At 68.5% G+C, this 16,847-nt stretch carries 14 protein-coding genes; 5 read left to right on the top strand and 9 right to left on the bottom strand.

Annotated elements, in window-relative coordinates; translation table 11 throughout:
* Positions 1 to 350 precede the first annotated feature (350 nt).
* Both V7E05_RS00550 and V7E05_RS00545 read right to left on the bottom strand, forming a co-directional pair.
* Entirely contained in the window at positions 351 to 1,880 is a 1,530-nt protein-coding gene (locus V7E05_RS00550) for a fatty acyl-CoA synthetase (RefSeq protein WP_333617729.1), read from the bottom strand.
* A 73-nt stretch (positions 1,881 to 1,953) separates the two neighbouring features.
* Complete coding sequence (locus V7E05_RS00545; protein WP_333617728.1) at positions 1,954 to 2,799, bottom strand: aldo/keto reductase; 846 nt, start codon at positions 2,797 to 2,799, stop codon at positions 1,954 to 1,956.
* A 115-nt stretch (positions 2,800 to 2,914) separates the two neighbouring features.
* On the opposite strand from V7E05_RS00545, the gene V7E05_RS00540 reads away from it, so the two are divergent.
* Together V7E05_RS00540 and V7E05_RS00535 are read left to right on the top strand one after the other, a co-directional pair.
* Complete coding sequence (locus V7E05_RS00540; RefSeq protein WP_333617727.1) at positions 2,915 to 5,185, top strand: excinuclease ABC subunit UvrA; 2,271 nt, start codon at positions 2,915 to 2,917, stop codon at positions 5,183 to 5,185.
* Between the two features lie 57 nt (positions 5,186 to 5,242).
* Positions 5,243 to 6,730, top strand: coding sequence for a flavin-containing monooxygenase (locus tag V7E05_RS00535; protein WP_333617726.1), 1,488 nt, complete (start codon positions 5,243 to 5,245; stop codon positions 6,728 to 6,730).
* 34 nt (positions 6,731 to 6,764) lie between these two features.
* Here the strand turns inward: V7E05_RS00535 and V7E05_RS00530 are convergent, their stop codons facing one another.
* Positions 6,765 to 7,334, bottom strand: a complete 570-nt coding sequence (locus V7E05_RS00530; RefSeq protein WP_333617725.1) for a hypothetical protein — start codon at positions 7,332 to 7,334, stop codon at positions 6,765 to 6,767.
* A gap of 186 nt (positions 7,335 to 7,520) precedes the next feature.
* On the opposite strand from V7E05_RS00530, the gene V7E05_RS00525 reads away from it, so the two are divergent.
* Positions 7,521 to 8,297 carry a hypothetical protein gene (locus V7E05_RS00525; protein ID WP_333617724.1) on the top strand — a complete coding sequence of 259 codons (777 nt, stop codon included), beginning with the start codon at positions 7,521 to 7,523 and terminating at the stop codon, positions 8,295 to 8,297.
* Positions 8,298 to 8,300: 3 nt separating this feature from the next.
* On the opposite strand, the gene V7E05_RS00520 is transcribed toward V7E05_RS00525, so the two are convergent.
* From V7E05_RS00520 to V7E05_RS00510, 3 genes are all read right to left on the bottom strand, one after another.
* Entirely contained in the window at positions 8,301 to 9,167 is an 867-nt protein-coding gene (locus tag V7E05_RS00520) for a PIG-L family deacetylase (protein WP_333617723.1), read from the bottom strand.
* Between the two features lie 53 nt (positions 9,168 to 9,220).
* Positions 9,221 to 10,399: a glycoside hydrolase family 3 N-terminal domain-containing protein gene (locus V7E05_RS00515; protein ID WP_333617722.1), complete on the bottom strand. Its 1,179-nt coding sequence runs from the start codon at positions 10,397 to 10,399 to the stop codon at positions 9,221 to 9,223.
* Between the two features lie 63 nt (positions 10,400 to 10,462).
* Positions 10,463 to 11,023, bottom strand: coding sequence for an SRPBCC family protein (locus V7E05_RS00510; RefSeq protein ID WP_333617721.1), 561 nt, complete (start codon positions 11,021 to 11,023; stop codon positions 10,463 to 10,465).
* An 8-nt stretch (positions 11,024 to 11,031) separates the two neighbouring features.
* Between V7E05_RS00510 and argJ the strand changes: the two genes are divergently transcribed.
* On the top strand, positions 11,032 to 12,375 hold the full coding sequence (gene argJ, locus V7E05_RS00505) for a bifunctional glutamate N-acetyltransferase/amino-acid acetyltransferase ArgJ (RefSeq protein ID WP_333617720.1): 1,344 nt from the start codon (positions 11,032 to 11,034) through the stop codon (positions 12,373 to 12,375).
* Between the two features lie 8 nt (positions 12,376 to 12,383).
* On the opposite strand, the gene V7E05_RS00500 is transcribed toward argJ, so the two are convergent.
* The 3 genes from V7E05_RS00500 to V7E05_RS00490 form a co-directional block, all read right to left on the bottom strand.
* Positions 12,384 to 13,439, bottom strand: a complete 1,056-nt coding sequence (locus V7E05_RS00500) for an alpha/beta hydrolase family protein (protein WP_333617719.1) — start codon at positions 13,437 to 13,439, stop codon at positions 12,384 to 12,386.
* Positions 13,440 to 13,709: 270 nt separating this feature from the next.
* Positions 13,710 to 15,593, bottom strand: a complete 1,884-nt coding sequence (locus tag V7E05_RS00495) for a long-chain-acyl-CoA synthetase (protein WP_333617718.1) — start codon at positions 15,591 to 15,593, stop codon at positions 13,710 to 13,712.
* A 41-nt stretch (positions 15,594 to 15,634) separates the two neighbouring features.
* Positions 15,635 to 16,204 carry a TetR/AcrR family transcriptional regulator gene (locus tag V7E05_RS00490; protein ID WP_333617767.1) on the bottom strand — a complete coding sequence of 190 codons (570 nt, stop codon included), beginning with the start codon at positions 16,202 to 16,204 and terminating at the stop codon, positions 15,635 to 15,637.
* A gap of 468 nt (positions 16,205 to 16,672) precedes the next feature.
* Between V7E05_RS00490 and V7E05_RS00485 the strand changes: the two genes are divergently transcribed.
* A complete protein-coding gene (locus V7E05_RS00485) occupies positions 16,673 to 16,843 on the top strand; it encodes a DUF2613 domain-containing protein (protein WP_333617717.1) in 171 nt (56 codons plus the stop codon).
* Positions 16,844 to 16,847 lie beyond the last annotated feature (4 nt).

The raw sequence follows: 16,847 nt of genomic DNA, 5'->3' as shown, positions 1-16,847 counted from the left end.
TCGGTCCGGGCGACCACACTGTCGCGCTCAGCGGATATCGCCGCACGCCGCGGGTCGGCGAGGTATGCGTCGAGCCCGGCCTGCGAAGAAAAGCGGAAGAACTGGACCTCGTCCGGCGTGCCGTGGGGACCTGCGCCGTCATCCCCGGTGGAGCGTGCGTTGCGGGCGCGCTACACCACCGCGCCGCCGTGCTCGGGCACGAACGCCAGAACGGCGTCCTCGTACTCGGCCATTGCGTCGGCCATCCCCTCTACCGCCCACAGCAGGCAGCAGAGCCGGACCTCGCTCGACCATCCACTCCCGCGGCGCCTACACCACGGCCCCTCCGGAGTCCGCTAGAGGTTCCGAGCTCATTCCTCGGCGCCCTCGCGAAGGACGCGCTTGAGCAGCTTCCCGCTCTGATTCCGCGGTAGCTGTGGAACGACGATCACCTGTTTGGGCATCTTGAACGAGGCGAGATGTCGCGATGCGACCTCGATGATTTCGTCCTCGCTCGGTTCGTCCATCCCGTCCTTGACCACGATGAACGCCGTCACCTGCTCGATCCAACGCTCGTGCGGCATGCCGACTACCGCCACCTCGGCCACGGCCTCGTGCTCGTAGACGGCCTCCTCCACCTCCCGGGACGCGACGAGAATGCCGCCGGTGTTGATCACATCCTTGATGCGATCGACGACGGTGACGAACCCCTCGGAGTCACGGACGACGAGATCGCCGGAGTGGAACCAGCCGCCCTTGAAGGCCTCGTCGGTCGCCTCCGGCTTGTTCCAATAGCCGAGGCACAGCTGGGGGGAGCGGTAGACGATCTCGCCCTGCTCGCCCGGGGCGACGTCGTTGCCCTCTGGATCGATGACTCTCGCCTCGACGAACATCACGGGGCGGCCGGCGCTCGCCGGGCGCTCGTCGTGTTCCTCGGGACGGAGCACGGTGGCCACCGGGCCGATCTCGGTCTGCCCGAAGGCGTTGTAGAAGCCGAGCTCCGGGTACCGCTTCCGCAGGCGTTGGAGCACGGGCGTCGGCATGATCGACGCGCCGTACTGGGCTTTCTTGAGCGAAGAGATGTCGCGCTTGTCGAGGTCGGGGTGGTTCGCCAGGGGGACCCATACGGTCGGCGCGAGGAACATCGAACCGATCCTCTCGCGTTCGATCGTCTCGAGGAGCGTCGGGATGTCCGGGCGCTCGTGGAGGAAAACCTCGGCGCCGATCGCGAGGTAGGGAACGAGGAACGCGTGCATGGCTGCCGTGTGATACAGCGGCATGCACACGAGGGGCCGGTCGTCCGGGGTGTAGTCGAGCGCCTGCAAGCAGGAGAGATAGTGGTGGATCTGGCCGCTGTGGCTGATCTTCGTGCCCTTTGGCTTGCTCGTCGTCCCCGAGGTGTACATCAGCTGGACCAGCTCGTCCCCGCCTTCGGGAGGGCTGAGCTCGGGGACCTCGCCGGAGCCGGCCTGCACGAGGAGCGAATCCGGGCCCTCACGGAAGTCGAGGACGTGCCGGACCGAGGTGTCGGCTGCGATCTCCTCGAAACGGGGACGGAGCGCGGCGTCGACCACGAGGACCGTGGCGCCCGAGTCCGCGAGGATGTAGGTCAACTCCTCGCCCTGGAGGGCGTAATTGATCGGCACGTGGATGAGCCCGGCGCGCGATGCGGCGAAGAAGGCGATCGCGTAGGCATCGGAATTCGTGCCGTACGCGGCGATCCGGTCTCCGGGCTCGAGGCCGAGGGAAAGTAGGCGGCCGGCGGCGCGGGAGACGGCTGCGTCGAGCTCGGCGTAGGTGAGCGCGCGGTCGGCGAAGTGCAGTGCGACGGCGTTCGGGGTGCGCGCGGCGGACCTCCGGACGACGGCGTCGACGCTATTGGCACGGGCGAGATTCGACATGACAGTGATCGTAATCACAATTCCACCCAATCGTGCCAAAAGGGTTAATTGCGATTCATCGAATTCCCGGACCCTAGAACTCCTCGTACGTCTCCGGGTCCTGGCCCTTGATCCGTCCGTCGAGGCGGCCGAGCGCCGTGATTGCCGCGATCTCGTCGTCGGACAGCTCGATGGAACCCGCCGCGAGGTTGGAGAGCTGGTGCTCGTCGGACGATGCCTTGGGGAGCGGCACCACGCGCCGCGCCACGTCCCACGCGAGCACGATCGCCGCAGGATCCTTGCCCTTTTTCTCGGCGATCTCGCCGATCACCGGCTCGGACAGGATCTCGTTCGCCCGGCCGATGGGACTCCACGCCTGCGTGATGATCCCGTTCTCGCGGTGGAACGCGACCATGTCCTCCTGCGGGAAGTGCGGATGCAGCTCGATCTGGTTGACGGCGGGCCGCACGCCCGTCTCCCGCTCGAGGGTCTCGATGTGTTCGGGAAGGAAGTTGCTCACACCGATGGCGCCGACGAGCCCACGCTCCCGCGCGTCGATGAGCGCGCGCCAGGCGTCGACGAACTTGCCCTGCTTCGGGTTTGGCCAATGCACGAGGTAGAGGTCGATGTAGCCGATCCCGGTGCGGAAGACGCTCTCTTCGATGGTCTGCATCGCGGCGGCGTACTCGTGGTGCCGGCCCGGCAGTTTCGATGTGATCGTGAGGCCGGCGCGCTCGCGTCCCGCGGCCCGCACGGCCTGGCCGACGGTGCCCTCGTTCTCGTAGTTGAACGCGGAGTCGAGGAGCGAGTACCCATTGCCGATCGCGCGCGCGATCGCATCGGTGCCTTCGCGCCCCTTGAGCTTGTATGTCCCGAAGCCGATCGCCGGGAGCTCAAGCCCATCGTGCGAATGCACCTTGGGAATCGGGGAATCCGCCATATCGTCCATCCTCCTCGAAGCGTCCGGGCGAGGTGCCCGAGCCGTGGCCCAGTGTAGGGGCGAGGCGCCCGATCATAGGGTCCAGCGGGGTTGGGGCGCCGGTATCCTCGCCTGCATGGCGCGCCCCACCGACCCCGATTCCCACGGCCACATCCGCGTGCGCGGAGCGCGCGTCAACAACCTCAAGGGCGTCGACGTCGACATCCCGAAGAAGCGCTTCTCGGTCTTCACCGGCCTCTCAGGGTCGGGCAAGTCCTCCCTCGTGTTCGGCACGGTCGCGGCAGAATCGCGCCGGCTCATCGACGAGACCTACTCGAGCTTCATCCAGGGATTCATGCCGTCCCTCCCGCGACCCGAAGTGGATCGTCTCGAGAATCTGACGGCGGCCATCGTGGTCGACCAGGAGCGCATGGGCGCCAACGTCCGCTCGACCGTGGGCACGGCGACCGATGCGAACTCCTATCTGCGCCTGCTGTTCTCGCGCCTCAGCGAGCCCCACGTGGGCGCGAGCTACATGTTCTCGTTCAACACCCCAGAGGGAATGTGTCCCGCGTGCGAGGGCGTGGGCGCCGTGTCCGTCCTCGACCGCTCGGTCTTCCTCGACACGTCGAAATCGCTGGCCGAGGGCGCGATCTCCGCCCCCGGCTTCAACGTCGGCGACTGGCACTGGACCGCCTACGAGGCCACCCCCAAGCTCGACGTCGACAAGAAGATCGAGGACTACTCCGAGGAGGAGTGGGACTGGTTCATGTTCGGCGGTCCGGTCAAGGAGAAGCGCGGGTCCTCGAACCAGACCTACCTCGGCCTGGAGAAAAAACTGCGGCAGCTCTACCTCGATAGAGACACCCCGCCGAAGCAGAAGCACATCCTCGACTTCGTCGAGAAGGTCTCCGCCCGTGAGGCCTGCCCCGAGTGCGGCGGCACCCGGCTCGCCGAGGCGCCACGTACCGCGACGGTCGACGGGAGGGCCATTGGAGAACTCCTCGATCTCCAGATCGACGAGCTCCGCGAGTGGGTCGGCGGAATCGACGCCGAGCAGGTCGCGCCGACGGCGCACGCCCTCGCCGCGATGCTCGACTCGATGATCACCGTCGGCCTCGGCTATCTCAGCCTCTCCCGCGCGGCCGGAACGCTGTCGGGCGGCGAGGCCCAGCGCGTCAAGATGGTCAAACACCTGGGAAGCGCGCTCACCGACGTCACCTACGTCTTCGACGAGCCGACGATCGGCCTGCACCCGCACGACATCAACCGGCTCATCGACCTCCTCGAGGGCATCCGCGACAAGGGCAACACGGTGCTCGTGGTCGAGCACAAGCCGGAGGTGATCCGCCGCGCCGACCTCGTCGTCGACCTCGGCCCAGGCTCGGGCGAGCACGGCGGCGAGATCTGTTTCCTCGGCGACGGGGAGGAGCTCGCGGGCGCCGATACCGTCACCGCGCGCTCCCTGCGGGCGGGCCTCGAACTGCGCGAGGAGCCCCGCCTCGGCGAAGGTGAGCTCCTCGTGGAGAAGGTCTCGCGGAACAACGTCCACGAGCAGGATCTCCGCATCCCGCGGGGGACGCTCACGGTGATCACCGGCGTCGCGGGCTCGGGCAAGTCCTCTCTGATCCACGCGGCGCTCGACGGACACCCCGAGGCGCTCGTCGTCGACCAGGCGCCGATCCGCGGCTCGCGCCGCTCGACCCCGGCGACCTACACCGGGGTCATGGACAAGGTGCGCCAGCAGTTCGCCAAGGCCAACGGGGTCAAGCCCGCGCTGTTCAGCTTCAATTCCGAGGGCGCGTGTCCCGGCTGCGGCGGGCTCGGCGTGGTCTACACCGACCTCGCGATGCAGGCCGGCGTCGCCACGCGCTGCGAGCAGTGCGAGGGCCGGCGCTTCCTTCCCGAGGTGCTCGAGTACCAGCTGGAGGGGCGCTCGATCTACGACGTGCTCACCACCTCCTTCGAGGCCGCGGCCGAGCTGTTCAGTACGGGCGAGGCGGGGAAGATCGTCAAGCGGATGAACGACGTGGGGCTCGGCTATCTCCGCCTCGGCCAGCCGCTCAATACGCTCTCCGGCGGCGAGCGGCAGCGTCTCAAGCTCGCGGCGAGGCTCACGGAATCCGAGCCCGTCATCGTCCTCGACGAGCCGACCACGGGCCTCCACCTCGCCGATACCGGGCGCCTCGTCGACATGATGCAGGGGCTCGCCGATGCAGGTCGAACCGTCGTCGCCATCGAGCACAACATGGCGGTCATGGCCGCGGCCGACTGGATCATCGACATCGGCCCCGGGGCGGGTTCGCGCGGTGGTGAGGTCGTTTTCGAGGGCACCCCGGCCGCGCTGATCGATGCAGACGAGCCGACGATCACCGGCGAGCATCTTCGTGCCGCGGTCAGGGGATAACAGGTAGCGTTACGGCAACCGGGCGGTAACCGGAGAACGCAACCGCGGGAGGGCGGAATGTCTCTCGAGAACGGCGAGAACGGCGAAATCGTCGACATCGCGATCATCGGCGCGGGGATCAGTGGCGTCGGCACGGCCATCGAGCTCGAGCGGCGCGAAGCGGGCAAGAGCGTGCTCGTGCTCGAGGCGCGAGAGGCCATCGGCGGCACGTGGGACCTGTTCCGCTATCCGGGCGTGCGCTCGGACTCGGATGTCCAGACCTTTTCCTACGAGTTCAAGCCCTGGGAGGGCGACGAGGCCGTCGCGCCCGGCGGCGAGATCCTCGACTACATCCGCGAAGCCGCGCGCGAGTACGGGATCGACGAGAAGATTCGCTTCGGGCACCGGGTCGTTGGGGCGAATTGGGACTCCGAGGCGCGGCTGTGGGAGATCGACTGCGAGGTCTCGGCGCCCGGCTCGCCCAGCGAGGCGCCCCGCCGCACCACCGTGCGTGCCCGGTGGTTCTTCAACGCCTCCGGCTATTACCGCTACGACCGCGCCAACGAACCGGAGCTCTCGGGCCGCGAGGACTTCCGCGGGCAGATCATCCACCCGCAGTACTGGCCGGACGATCTCGACTACTCCGGGAAGAGGATCGTCGTGCTCGGTTCGGGCGCGACCGCGATCACGCTCATCCCCGCGCTCGCCGAGAAAGCCGCCTCGGTGACCATGCTCCAGCGCACTCCGTCCTACGTGCTGCCGCTGTTCCGCCGCTCGCCGTTCGTGCGTCCGCTCATCCGCGCGCTCGGCCCACATCGCGGGCACCGCGCAGTGCGGCGCATCCACATCGCGATCCAGGCCGCCCAGTACGCCGCGTTCCGCCGCTTCCCGCGCGGTGGTCGCGCCGTGCTCAAGGCCCTCGCCGGCCGCTACCTGCCGGACGGCTACCCTTACGACGTCGATTTTAACCCGCCCTACGATCCCTGGGACCAGCGCCTCTGCATCTCGCCCGGCGGGGATTTCTACCGCACGCTGGCCGAGGGGAAGGCCGAGATCGTCACGGATCACCTCGACCGTCTGACGCCGGACGGCGTGCTCACCCGTGCCGGCCGGGAGCTCCCGTGCGACCTCTTCGTCACGGCGACGGGCTTTATCCTCTCGCCGCTCGGCGGCATCGCCCTGTCCGTGGACGGTGATCCCGTAGATGTCGGTCGCCACGCGGCCTTCAAGGGCATGATGCTCTCCGACGTCCCCAATCTCGTATTCGCCGTCGGATACACGAATTCGTCGTGGACGCTGAAGATCGGTCTGCTTGCCGCCCACTTCGCGCGGCTCCTCGACCACATGGATTCCCGCGGCGCAGAGGTGGTGACCCCGCGCTTCCACGGCGATTTCTCCGCCACGCGGCCGCTCCTCGATTTCGGCGCCGGGTACATCAAGCGCGACGAGGACCGTCTGCCGCGGGTCCTCGACTCCGGCTCGTGGACGATGGGCAACCGCTTCGTCGACGACCGCAGGGTGCTCACCCGAGGGCGGATCGACGATCCCGACCTCGAATTCCGCTAGGCGCCCGGAGCGCGACCGCGCGCCCTGAACCGGTCTACGCGGATACCTCGAACGCGCCATTGCCCGAGAGATAGGGCGAGGGATTCGCGTCGCCGACCGAGCCCGAGGAGCCGACCGGCGAATGCCCCGGCGCCTCGATCCTCGTGGAGAAGACGGTCTGCCCCACCCCGGTCTCGGCGAGGGCGCCGTCCGCGCCACACGCATCGACGTCGCTCGTACCTCGCACGCCGGTATCGATGTTGACCCAGGTGATGACGAGCGTCGCGCCCGCGGCGGGGCACGGTTCGCCGTCGGGAAGGGCCGAGAGGATGACGGCGCCGGCCGGGTCCGCGTCCGGGGCGGTGTCGGCGGCGACGGCGATGGTGCGGACCGCGGGCCCGGCGATGCCGCCCGGGTCGGCGTTCGGCCCGACGACCCTCGCCGGCTGCTGGTATACCTCGACGCCCTCGGAAGGTGCGTCGTTCGCCGTCACCCGGGGGTTCGGTGCTTCCCCGGGAGCTGCCGCGGCTTCGCCTGCGGTAACCAGGGAGAGGGCCGCGGACGACAACACGGCGGCTACGAAGAAGGCCGCGCGCGGTCGGTGGGAGAGGTGGGGAGAGACCATGGCGACTGGGTCCTTTCGGCCGTGCCGGTCCTTTCGCTCACCGTGGAGCCCGGCAGATGCACCGATCGATGCTCTGAGGGTCATTGTGCGCTTCCCCGGTACGGTTGACTGGAAAGTCGACGAAACGCGTCAAGACGTGTCGGTGCTGCGGCGCGGAGCCGCGGAGCGAGAGGGAGGTGCCGCCGCGTGATCCTCGGGCACATCGTCCAGCTCATGGGCCTGGCGGCCATCGATTCCGTCAACCTCCTCGCGTTCGCCGTGATCGCCGGGCTGTGGCTCAGCCTTCGCGACAAGAAAGGAATGTTCGCGCCGCGCGCCGCGCAGTTCACCGGCGGCGCCTTTATCGGGATCCTGCTGCTCGCGGCGCTGTCGGTGTGGGTCATCGGCTCGAACCAGGACCTCGTGCGGCGGCTGTGGGACAACCCCATCGCCGCAATCGTCGCCGGAGTGGTCGGCATCGTGCTGCTCGTCCTCGGGTTCAAGGTCTCGCCGAAACCGAGGGCCGAACGCTCGGCGGCGACACTCGCGGACTCCCGCAACTCCGGCTACGACGCGGCGGCAGTCGATGCGCTCGAAGAGACCATCGCCGAGGAGAGCCCGATCCCGAAATCGATCATGCAGTCGATCGGGCTGTTCGGCACGGGGATCATGCTCGGGATCATCCAATCGGGGACGTCCGCGCCATTCGCCGGTGGCGTAGTGATCATCTCGTTCGCCGAGACCAATCTCGTGCAGCAGATCGTGGAGATCGTGGTGTTTGCGCTCGTGGCCATCGCGCCGAGCGCAGTGCTCATCGCGATCCTCAGCCGGGTGGACAGCTCGCGGGTCGATGCAGCGACCGCGCGCATCAACGCATTCCTCGACAAGGCGAAGACGCTCGGGCGATGGCTGACCATCGTGGTCGGCGTCGCGCTAGTGGCGCTGGCCGTCGTGCGCCTCGTGCAGCTCGGGGTGCTGGACTAGGGACTAACCTTCCTTGGCTCCGAATGGCCAGCCCTCCGATGGCGGGCCGACGGTGCCGCGGGCCCCGATGTATTCCGGCGTCGTGAGGTGCTCGACGCCGAACTGGCGGGCGTAGATCTCGTGCGGCAGGGCGAGCATGAACCCGACGTCACTCGTCTGCGAGGCGTGGCACTGCATGGCCGAGCGCTTCGCGGCGAGCTCCTCTTCCGACAGCGTGATCCGCCAGACGAGGTCGGACGCGGGGAGGCCCATGAGCTCTCCGTCCGAGCCCTTTCCGAGCTCCTCGGGATCGATCTCCGCGAAGGCTTTTGCCATCTCGGGCGCCTCCCGCTCGAGCACGGCGACGAGCTGGGGATCTGCGAATGCGGAGGCGAACGCCGAGTTGTCATTGGACATGATGAACACCTCGACGGGCTGCCCGTCGGTGCGGCTCACGAGCTCCACGGCAGCCATGCCCACCTCGTGGACCTTGACGTGATCGGGGTGGCCGTAGCCGCCGTGGTGATCGTAGATGACCACGGCGTCGGCGGACTCGGCGGCGAGGATCTCCGCGACCTGCTGCGCGGCGTTGGAGAGATCGGCGGAGGCGAAGGCACTGGGGTCGGAATTCTTCTCGTCGCCGAGCATCCCGGAGTCGTGGTAGCCGAGCCACAGCGGCGGCTCGATGCCGAGGGCGCGGGTAGAGGCCTCGACCTCCCCGCGCCGGTGGGCCACGATGTCGCCGCCTTTGGCCGGCGGGGTTCCGTGCCGTCCGTCGGTGGCGATGAGTAGTAGGACGCGGTGCCCCAGGGCTGCGGCGCGATGCATCATTCCCGCAGTCTGCGAGGACTCGTCGTCGGGGTGGGCGTGGAAGAACACGATGGTGGACACCCGGTAGATTATGCGCGCGGCCCCACGGACCTGCTACCCGGAGCTAGTCGGCGCTACTCGCCGCAGGAGTTCGAAGCGCGGAGCTCGGTGATCCTCCGCACGGATTCGTCGAGTCGCTCGACGGGATAGCGCCCGTCCGCGACCGCCGCCTCGATCGTGCTGATCGTCGCATCGAGATCGTTGGTGCTGATCCACAGCGGGGCGTCGGCCCCGGCGATGAGCGAGAGGAGCACCGCATCGGGGATCGAGTGGTTATCCGTGATCGCACGCATGCCCGAGAGGTCGTCGGTGTAGATCACCCCGTCGTAGGGTTGCCCGCCGTATTCGGCGCCGGAGCGCAGCAGCTGGTAGGCCGCCGGCGACAGCGAGGCCGGCTCGCCCGGCGCGGTGACCCCTGGGATCTCGAGGTGGCCCATCATCACCGCCGTGCCCGGCATCCCGGCGAGCTGCGCGAACGGGCGGAGCTCGTAGCCGGCGAGGTCGGGGAGCGGCGGGACCGTGACCGAACCCGTATGCGAGTCTCCGGAGCCCCGACCGTGCCCGGGGAAGTGCTTGAACACCGGCGTGATCCCGGCTTGGAGGAGCCCTTCGGCGAAGGCCCGCGCGTAGTCCGTGACCACCTGCGGGTCGGGGGAGAACGAGCGGTCACCGATCACGTCGTCGTCGGGGCGATCCGTGACGTCGACCGTGGGCGCGAAATCGACGGTGATCCCCAGGCGGTTCATCTCCTCGCCGCGCGCGCGGGCGAGGTTGCGCACGTCGTCGATGGGCATGCTCGCCATCTGCCGCGCCGAAGGCAGTGGGCCGGAGACCTGGTCCATGCGGGTGACCCGGCCGCCCTCCTCGTCGATGGTCACGGTCGTGGGGAAGGGGGCCTGACGGCGGAGCTGCGGCAATATCCCGGCCGAGAGAACGGACTCGGCGACTTCTGAACCGATAAATATGCCGCCCACATGAAAATCGTTGACCGCCCACGCCGCGTCCTCGGGGCTCGAGACGCCCACGGTGAGCAGCTGCGCGATCTTCGTCCGCACTTCCATCGAGTCCAGTTCGGTGGTCACGGCGCAGTTCGAGTTCGAGGTGGTCGGGGGCTCGGTGGTGGACGAGGCCGCCGAGACGGTCGGCTGCGCAACCGTCGGCTCGGACGTCGGCGCGGTGAGGCTCGAGCATCCGGAGGCCACAGCCAGGACGACGCACAGGGGCGCGGCGCGGAGCCTGGTCCGGAAGTTCATGGGGATTAGCTTAACCTTTGCGCCGCGGTCCGAAACCCGTGGCCACGGATATTCTCCCGCCCGTTACGCCTGGGCGGCGAAAGCCTCCAGGTCGCGCCGGAGAGCCTTCGCCACAGCCCGCGCGTGCAGCGGGTCCGTGAGGCGCTGCGCCACCGCGACGATCATCGGAGCGTGCTCGAGTTCCCGCTCGTAGCGGGTCGAGAGGAGCGCGCCGTCCTCTCCCCGCGGAGCAACGGCCCATGTGATCCGGGTGCGCTCCCCGGAATCGAGGGATTCGGCGGTGAACTCCGCGTAGGGGGAAACGGAGACGAGTTGCCAGCGCCGCTCCCCGGAAAAGCCCGCAGCCGAGCGCTTCTCGAGCCAAGAAAAGCCGGGGGCGAACTCGCCTCCGTCGACGGGCGCGACCTCCTCGACGCCGGGAAAGTAATCGGGCCACCTGGAAACGTCGATGAGCCGTTCCCAGGCCCCCGCGACTCCCGTGCCTTCGACAACCCGATCGAGCTCTACGTGGACCATGCCTCCACCCTGCCAGAACTCGGGCGGCCGGAGAATGGCCGCGAGGTGCGGGATCTGGCGAGGGAACGCCGCGAGGGAATCGCGCGAGTGCGCGTGGCTGGGCCACAATGGCACCCATGTCCTCACATGCGGAAAGCGGCGACGGTGTCGAAGGTATCCCTGCCGATCGGGATCGGGCTCCGGCGGAACCGGGCACGTCGGACCGTGACTCGTCGGATGGCGGCCAGACCGCCCGGGAGGCGCGGTCGCCGGAGCGTGGGCGACTCGAGCTCCCGCGGGGATTCCGCTCCTTTGTGACGGCGGCGGGCCTGCGCGAGCAGGGCTCCGACGTCTCGGTGCTCGCCATCTCGCCCGGTGCCGGGCACGCGTCTTCGGCCGCCGTGTTCACCCAGAGCCTCTTCGCGGGAGCGTCGGTGGTGATCAGCCGGGAGATCGCGGGCCGCGGCGATGCGCGCGCGATGGTCACGGTCGCGAAGAACGCGAACGTCGCGACGGGCGAGGTCGGTCTCGAGAACGCCCGCGAGCTCCGCGAGCTCGCCGCGCGGGTCGCCGGTGTCGAGCCGGAGCAGGTGCTCGTCGCGTCGACCGGCGTGATCGGCCGCCGCTACCCCATGGACCTGCTGCGCGCGGCCTTTGCCGGTATGGGTGACGGCGCCGACGGCGCCGACGGGGCGGATGCCTGGGCGATCGCCGAGGCGATGATGACCACCGACACCCATCCCAAGACCGCGGAGGCGCAGGTCCCGGGGAGTGATGCCCGCATCGTGGGGATCGCCAAGGGCGTGGGAATGGTCGAGCCGAACATGGCGACGATGATCGCCGTGATCTGCACCGATGCCCAGGTGCCCGCGGAGACGCTCGACTCGGGGTTCCGCTCCGTCGTCGACCGCACGTTCAATGCCCTGAGCGTCGATACGGACACATCGACCTCGGACACCGCCGTCATCCTGGCTTCCGGGGAGGCGGGGGAGGTCGAACGCGAGGCGTTCGAGGAGGCCCTCGGTGCGGTGTGCCTCGACCTCACGAAGCAGCTCGCGCGCGACGGTGAGGGCGCGAGCAAGCTGCTCACGGTCTCGGTCACGGGGGCGCGCGACGACGAGCAGGCGAAGCGCGTGGCGAAGGCGGTGCTCAATTCGCCGCTGGTCAAGACCGCAGTGCACGGCGCCGATCCCAACTGGGGCCGCGTCGCCATGGCGATCGGCAAGCTGGGCCGCGCGGGTGGGCCCGACCAGGACATCGACCCCGAGAAGGTGCGGATCGTATTCGGCGACCTCGAGACCTATCCGCGTTTCGCGGGTGAGGCGGAGCTCGCGGAGCTCACGCGGATCATGGCCGCGGATACAGTCGAGATCGGGGTGGAGCTCGGCGTCGCCGACGGGCCCGGGGCCGGCGCGGCGACGGTGTACGGCTGCGACCTCACGCGCGAGTACATCGCGATCAACGCCGACTACACGACGTAGCCGGCGGATCAGGGGTTCGCCGGGGCCGTGGTGGTCGGGGTGGTCACAGTGAGAGAGGACCCCGGCACGCGCAGCTGCGACAAGAGGATCGTGCGCGCCCGCTTCCACGGTGACTGCCGGATATCCGTCCACGGATCGTGGTTGCCGCCCGGGACGATCTCGAGCCGAGCATCGTCGCCGGCCGCCCGCGCGGCGTCGACGTAGGCGCGCGATTGCGAGGGCAGCACGACGTCGTCGTTCTCGCCGTGGATGGTGACCACCTGGCATCCGGTGGGCAGATGCGCGATGGGGCTGGCCTGCACGAACAGATCCCGGTTGTCGGAGAGTGTGGTGCCGAGCAGGTCCTTGAGGTAGCGGTCGCCCGACTCCTCGGCGCTGACCAGGTCGGCGACCCCGGCGAGCGAGACACAGTGGCTGACGACCTGCTTCGGCTTGCCGCCGGGCAGGTTCGCGGGCAGACGTTCGCGTCCCGCGACCCACAGCGCGAGGTGCCCGCCGGAGGAGTGCCCACACACCGCCACGCGTTCGAGGTCGAGGCGCCCGCCCATCTGCTTGTCGATGTCCTGCAGGTAGTCGACGGCCGAGCACACGTCCTGGACCGTGGTGGGCCAGCCGCCGCCGGAGCCGATGCGGCGGTACTCGATGTTCCACACCGCCACGTCGAACGAGGCAAGGTCCTCGGCGAGCTTGCCCATGTATTCGAGCCCCAGCTCCTTCGACCAGCCGCCCCCGTGGATGAGGATGACGACGGGCAACGACGGATTAGCCGTGGCAGGGAGGTAGAGGTCCCCGAAGGTCTGCTGCGCCCCGGCTTCGGCGTCGATGTAGAACTCCCGTCGCGGCGGGATCACGGAGACGGGCCCGTCGGGCCGCTGATAGCGGAAGGTGCTCGGCCTGTCGACGCCGCGGACCTCCTCCGCGACGGCGCCTGAGAGGCCTTCGCCGCCGGATTGGTGCCGCGCCAGCGACAGTCCCGCGGCGCCGCCCATGCCCACCGCCATTCCGAGGAGCAGCTGTCTGCGGGTCGCGGGGCGTCGCCAGCTCGGGCCCCCACGGCGTGACATGCTCATCTCCCCCTGCTGTGCTCGATGGCTCTTTAGCTCGGTAGTTGCTCGACGAGTACTCCCGGCTCGTGACGGTGACCGAGCCCGGGCGACGAGGCCGATCCGGGCGCCGGCGCACGCCGAAACGCTTGAGCTGATCCTAATGAGGTGCGTGCGCTCGTGCCCGCGCGGCACGCTGTGACGCTCCTCGCGCGCGGCTGGGTGCGCCGGCGGGAGAACCGCTGCGCGCAGGCCCGCAGATGAGAGATCGGTTGACGAGAAGATGCCAGTTTACGAGGAGACCGAGCCCGCAGCCGCATCGAGCTCCGCGCCCTCGTAGTACGGGACGAAGGTGCACTCGGACTGGCAGAAGACGTAGATGGGGTCCTTCGTCGCGGAGGCGTCGTAGCCCTCCTTCTTGAGCGAGGACTTCTGCACCTTGAACGTGGAGGTCTGGGCGACCTGGTCGACGAGTCGGATGAACAGCGGTACCGCGTAGCCGGGGAGGCGCGCGGTGAGCGCATGTGCGGTGGCGACCGGGTCGAACTCCGCGTCGTCCACGAGCTTGAGCGCGGCCATGCCGGCGCGGCCATCCGCGCCGGGGATCTGGACTCCGTAGACGGTCGCCGTATCCACGCCGTCGATACCGGCGAACGCCCCCTCCACCTCGGTGGTGGCGACGTTCTCGCCCTTCCAGCGGAAGGTGTCGCCCAGCCGGTCCACGAAGGCCACGTGGTTGAAGCCCTGGTTGAACATGAGGTCGCCGGAGAGGAACCAGGCATCGCCCTTCTTGAAGGCGTCGCGGACGATCTTCCTCTCCGTCGCCTCCTTCGAGGTGTATCCGTCGAAGGGCGTGGTCTTGGTGATGTGGCCGATCATCTGCCCGATCTCGCCCGGCTTGGCCTCGACGAGTTTGCCGTCGGCACCGCGAATGAGCTCTTCGGTATCGGTATCGACCTTGACGAGCTTGTGCGGGACGGTGGTGAATCCTGCGGTGGCGTCGATGCTGAACGCGTTGACGAATGCGACGGGCGATTCGGAGGCGGCGTAGAACTCGCAGACGCGGGGAATCCGGAAGCGCTCCTGGAATTCCTTCCAAATTTCCGGGCGGAGGCCGTTGCCCAGGATCATCCGCAGGGAATGCTCGTGCTCCTCGGGGCGCTCGGCCTGGTTGAGGAGATAGCGGCACAGCTCGCCGATGTAGATGAAGGCGGTGGCCTGCGAGTCGACTATCTCCGACCAGAAGCGGCGTGCCGAGAACTTCTCCGAGATCGCGAGGCAACCCCCGCCACCGAGCACAGCGGACAGCGCGACCGTCAGCGCGTTGTTGTGATACAGCGGCAGCGGGCAGTAAAGCACGTCGGTGTGGCGCAGGCGTGCCCCGGAGAGGCCGAACGCGACCATCGCCTTGTTCCACCGCAGGTGCGACATCTTCGACGCCTTGGGCATCCCCGTGGTTCCGGAGGTGAAGATCTGGTAAGCGGTCTCGCCGGCCGTCACCTTGCCGGTCGACGGCGGGTTCTCCGCGCTCGCGCGATCGCCCAACTCGGAGATCGTCTCCCCGAGCCACGGCAGCGCGGCCATCGACTCGGTGCGCTCGCCGGCCGTGTACGAGCCGACGCGAAGGTCGCGGTCCGATTCGACGCCGATGACTTCGCCGACCCATTCCGAACCGGAGGGGAGCGACTCGAAGGCCTCGGCGCACTCCGCCCCGACGAGCACGACTTTCGAGCCGAGGAGCTTCTGCGAGTGGTCGAGGACGTCGCCGCGCTGGTTGACGTTGATCATCCCCGCGTTGGCGCCGAGCTTGACCGTGGCGATGACGGAGAGGAGCGCCTCGGGCCTATTGGTGATGCAGATGCCGACGGTGTCCCCGGAACCCACGCCCTTCGCCGTCAGCACGGAGGCGATCCGGTTGATCCGCGCGTTGGACTCGGCATAGGTGAGGGTCTCGCCGGCGAAGCGGATGAACGGCGAGTCCGGGTGGCGTTCGACGTTTTTCTCGAACACCTGGCCGATGGAGCGGCGGTGGCTCTTGCGGATGGTGCGCAGAAGCACGAGCCCGCGGAACACGCTGGGGAGGTCGGGGATCATGTCCGGAATCCCGCGGGCGACGTCGAGCGCGGTCACTCGCTTGTATCGGTTCTCCGTGTGTTGCTTGGGCTGCGGGTTCACGGACAAGACTCTCCCTGTGTCGATTCTTTCGTGGTGGGGCGCTAGCGGCGGGCGCGGGGTACGCCTGCGGACTCTGTGCCGGAGAGCCCGGACCAGCCGAGCTGGACGATGAGATCGGCGGCCGCCTTCTTCTCGACCGTGTGCGAGGCGACCCGGTCGGCGACGGACTCGCCCGCGCCGACGAGGGCGACGGCGATGAGTTCGGCGTCCTCCCTCGAATAGGTCTCTGCCGTGGAGCGTTCGAGGAGATCGGCGGTGAGCTCGATGAAGAGCTTGCGGGTCGACTGAACAGTCTCGCGGAACGGCGGCTCGGCTTCGGCCTGACGGTAGACGACGTTCCACGAATCCGCGTTCGTCTCGACGAACTCGAGGAACGAGGTGATGACTTTGCGGAGGCGCTCTCTGCCCGTGTCGTCCGGGGCGATCTGCGAGCTGAGGGTGTCGATGAGCCGCCCGGACTCGCGGGTGACGCACGCGAGGAAAAGCTCTTCCTTGGAGCCGAAGTAGAGGTAGAGCATAGGCTTCGAGGTGTCCGCCGCCTTCGCGATGGCATCCATCGAGGTCGAGCGGTAGCCGTGCTCGGCGAAGATCGAGATCGCCGCATCGAGCATCTGCTGCTCGCGAATCGCGCGCGGGATGCGCTTGGAGGTCCGGGCGTTCTTGGACTTTCCGGACTGCCTTTTGCCGGACTGCGAGTTGTCCGTCGGCTGTTTGCCCGTCTGCGATTTGCCGCTCGGCGCCGGTTTCGTTGCCGCCAGCGTAGTCCTTCTCGCCACGTGCACCTCCGACTCTTCGGTCTCGCCTCGCCTGCGCTCGGCCGTTGCCCCTGCCTGCGAACTGTCCTCTACGGGAGCCCTGGGCGCCCGCGCTGTGACATACATTACCCGCCGGTAACATCCGGCGTCACCCGGATGGGGAGAAAGCGGTCCGCCGATGCTCGCCCGCCGGGCTGCTCGCCCGCATCTCGCCGCGCCGTGCCGTTGGGTCCGTGCCGGTGCTGCTGTTAAAGTCGCAGCGGAGGACGCTCGCCTCGAAATGCCCGGAGGCAGGGCGGTGCGAACGCAGCGGAGGATCCTTAGATGAAGTCAATGACCAGTGGCGTGGTCGGCCTGGTGGCCGGAGCCGTCGTCGGCGTGGCCGTCGCCCTCATCGGAGGCGCGGCCTTCGCGCAGAACTCGGTCCCCGAGCTCGACACCCCGCCTGCGGACCAGGCCTTGTTCGGCCAGGTCGAGTACGGCTCGCGTAACTAACCGG

The sequence above is a fragment of the Dietzia sp. genome (assembly GCF_036741115.1).
In the GTDB taxonomy this organism is placed as follows: domain Bacteria; phylum Actinomycetota; class Actinomycetes; order Mycobacteriales; family Mycobacteriaceae; genus Dietzia.
This window is presented reverse-complemented; position numbering and strand designations above follow the sequence as displayed.

What these genes read in the sequence shown, in the direction of transcription:
- V7E05_RS00550 (WP_333617729.1), bottom strand. Translation starts at nt 1,880, where the DNA reads ATGTCGAATCTCGCCCGTGCCAATAGCGTCGACGCCGTCGTCCGGAGG.
- V7E05_RS00545 (WP_333617728.1), bottom strand. Translation starts at nt 2,799, where the DNA reads ATGGCGGATTCCCCGATTCCCAAGGTGCATTCGCACGATGGGCTTGAG.
- V7E05_RS00540 (WP_333617727.1), top strand. Translation starts at nt 2,915, where the DNA reads ATGGCGCGCCCCACCGACCCCGATTCCCACGGCCACATCCGCGTGCGC.
- V7E05_RS00535 (WP_333617726.1), top strand. Translation starts at nt 5,243, where the DNA reads ATGTCTCTCGAGAACGGCGAGAACGGCGAAATCGTCGACATCGCGATC.
- V7E05_RS00530 (WP_333617725.1), bottom strand. Translation starts at nt 7,334, where the DNA reads ATGGTCTCTCCCCACCTCTCCCACCGACCGCGCGCGGCCTTCTTCGTA.
- V7E05_RS00515 (WP_333617722.1), bottom strand. Translation starts at nt 10,399, where the DNA reads ATGAACTTCCGGACCAGGCTCCGCGCCGCGCCCCTGTGCGTCGTCCTG.
- argJ (WP_333617720.1), top strand. Translation starts at nt 11,032, where the DNA reads ATGTCCTCACATGCGGAAAGCGGCGACGGTGTCGAAGGTATCCCTGCC.
- V7E05_RS00500 (WP_333617719.1), bottom strand. Translation starts at nt 13,439, where the DNA reads ATGTCACGCCGTGGGGGCCCGAGCTGGCGACGCCCCGCGACCCGCAGA.
- V7E05_RS00490 (WP_333617767.1), bottom strand. Translation starts at nt 16,204, where the DNA reads ATGCTCGATGCGGCGATCTCGATCTTCGCCGAGCACGGCTACCGCTCG.
- V7E05_RS00485 (WP_333617717.1), top strand. Translation starts at nt 16,673, where the DNA reads ATGAAGTCAATGACCAGTGGCGTGGTCGGCCTGGTGGCCGGAGCCGTC.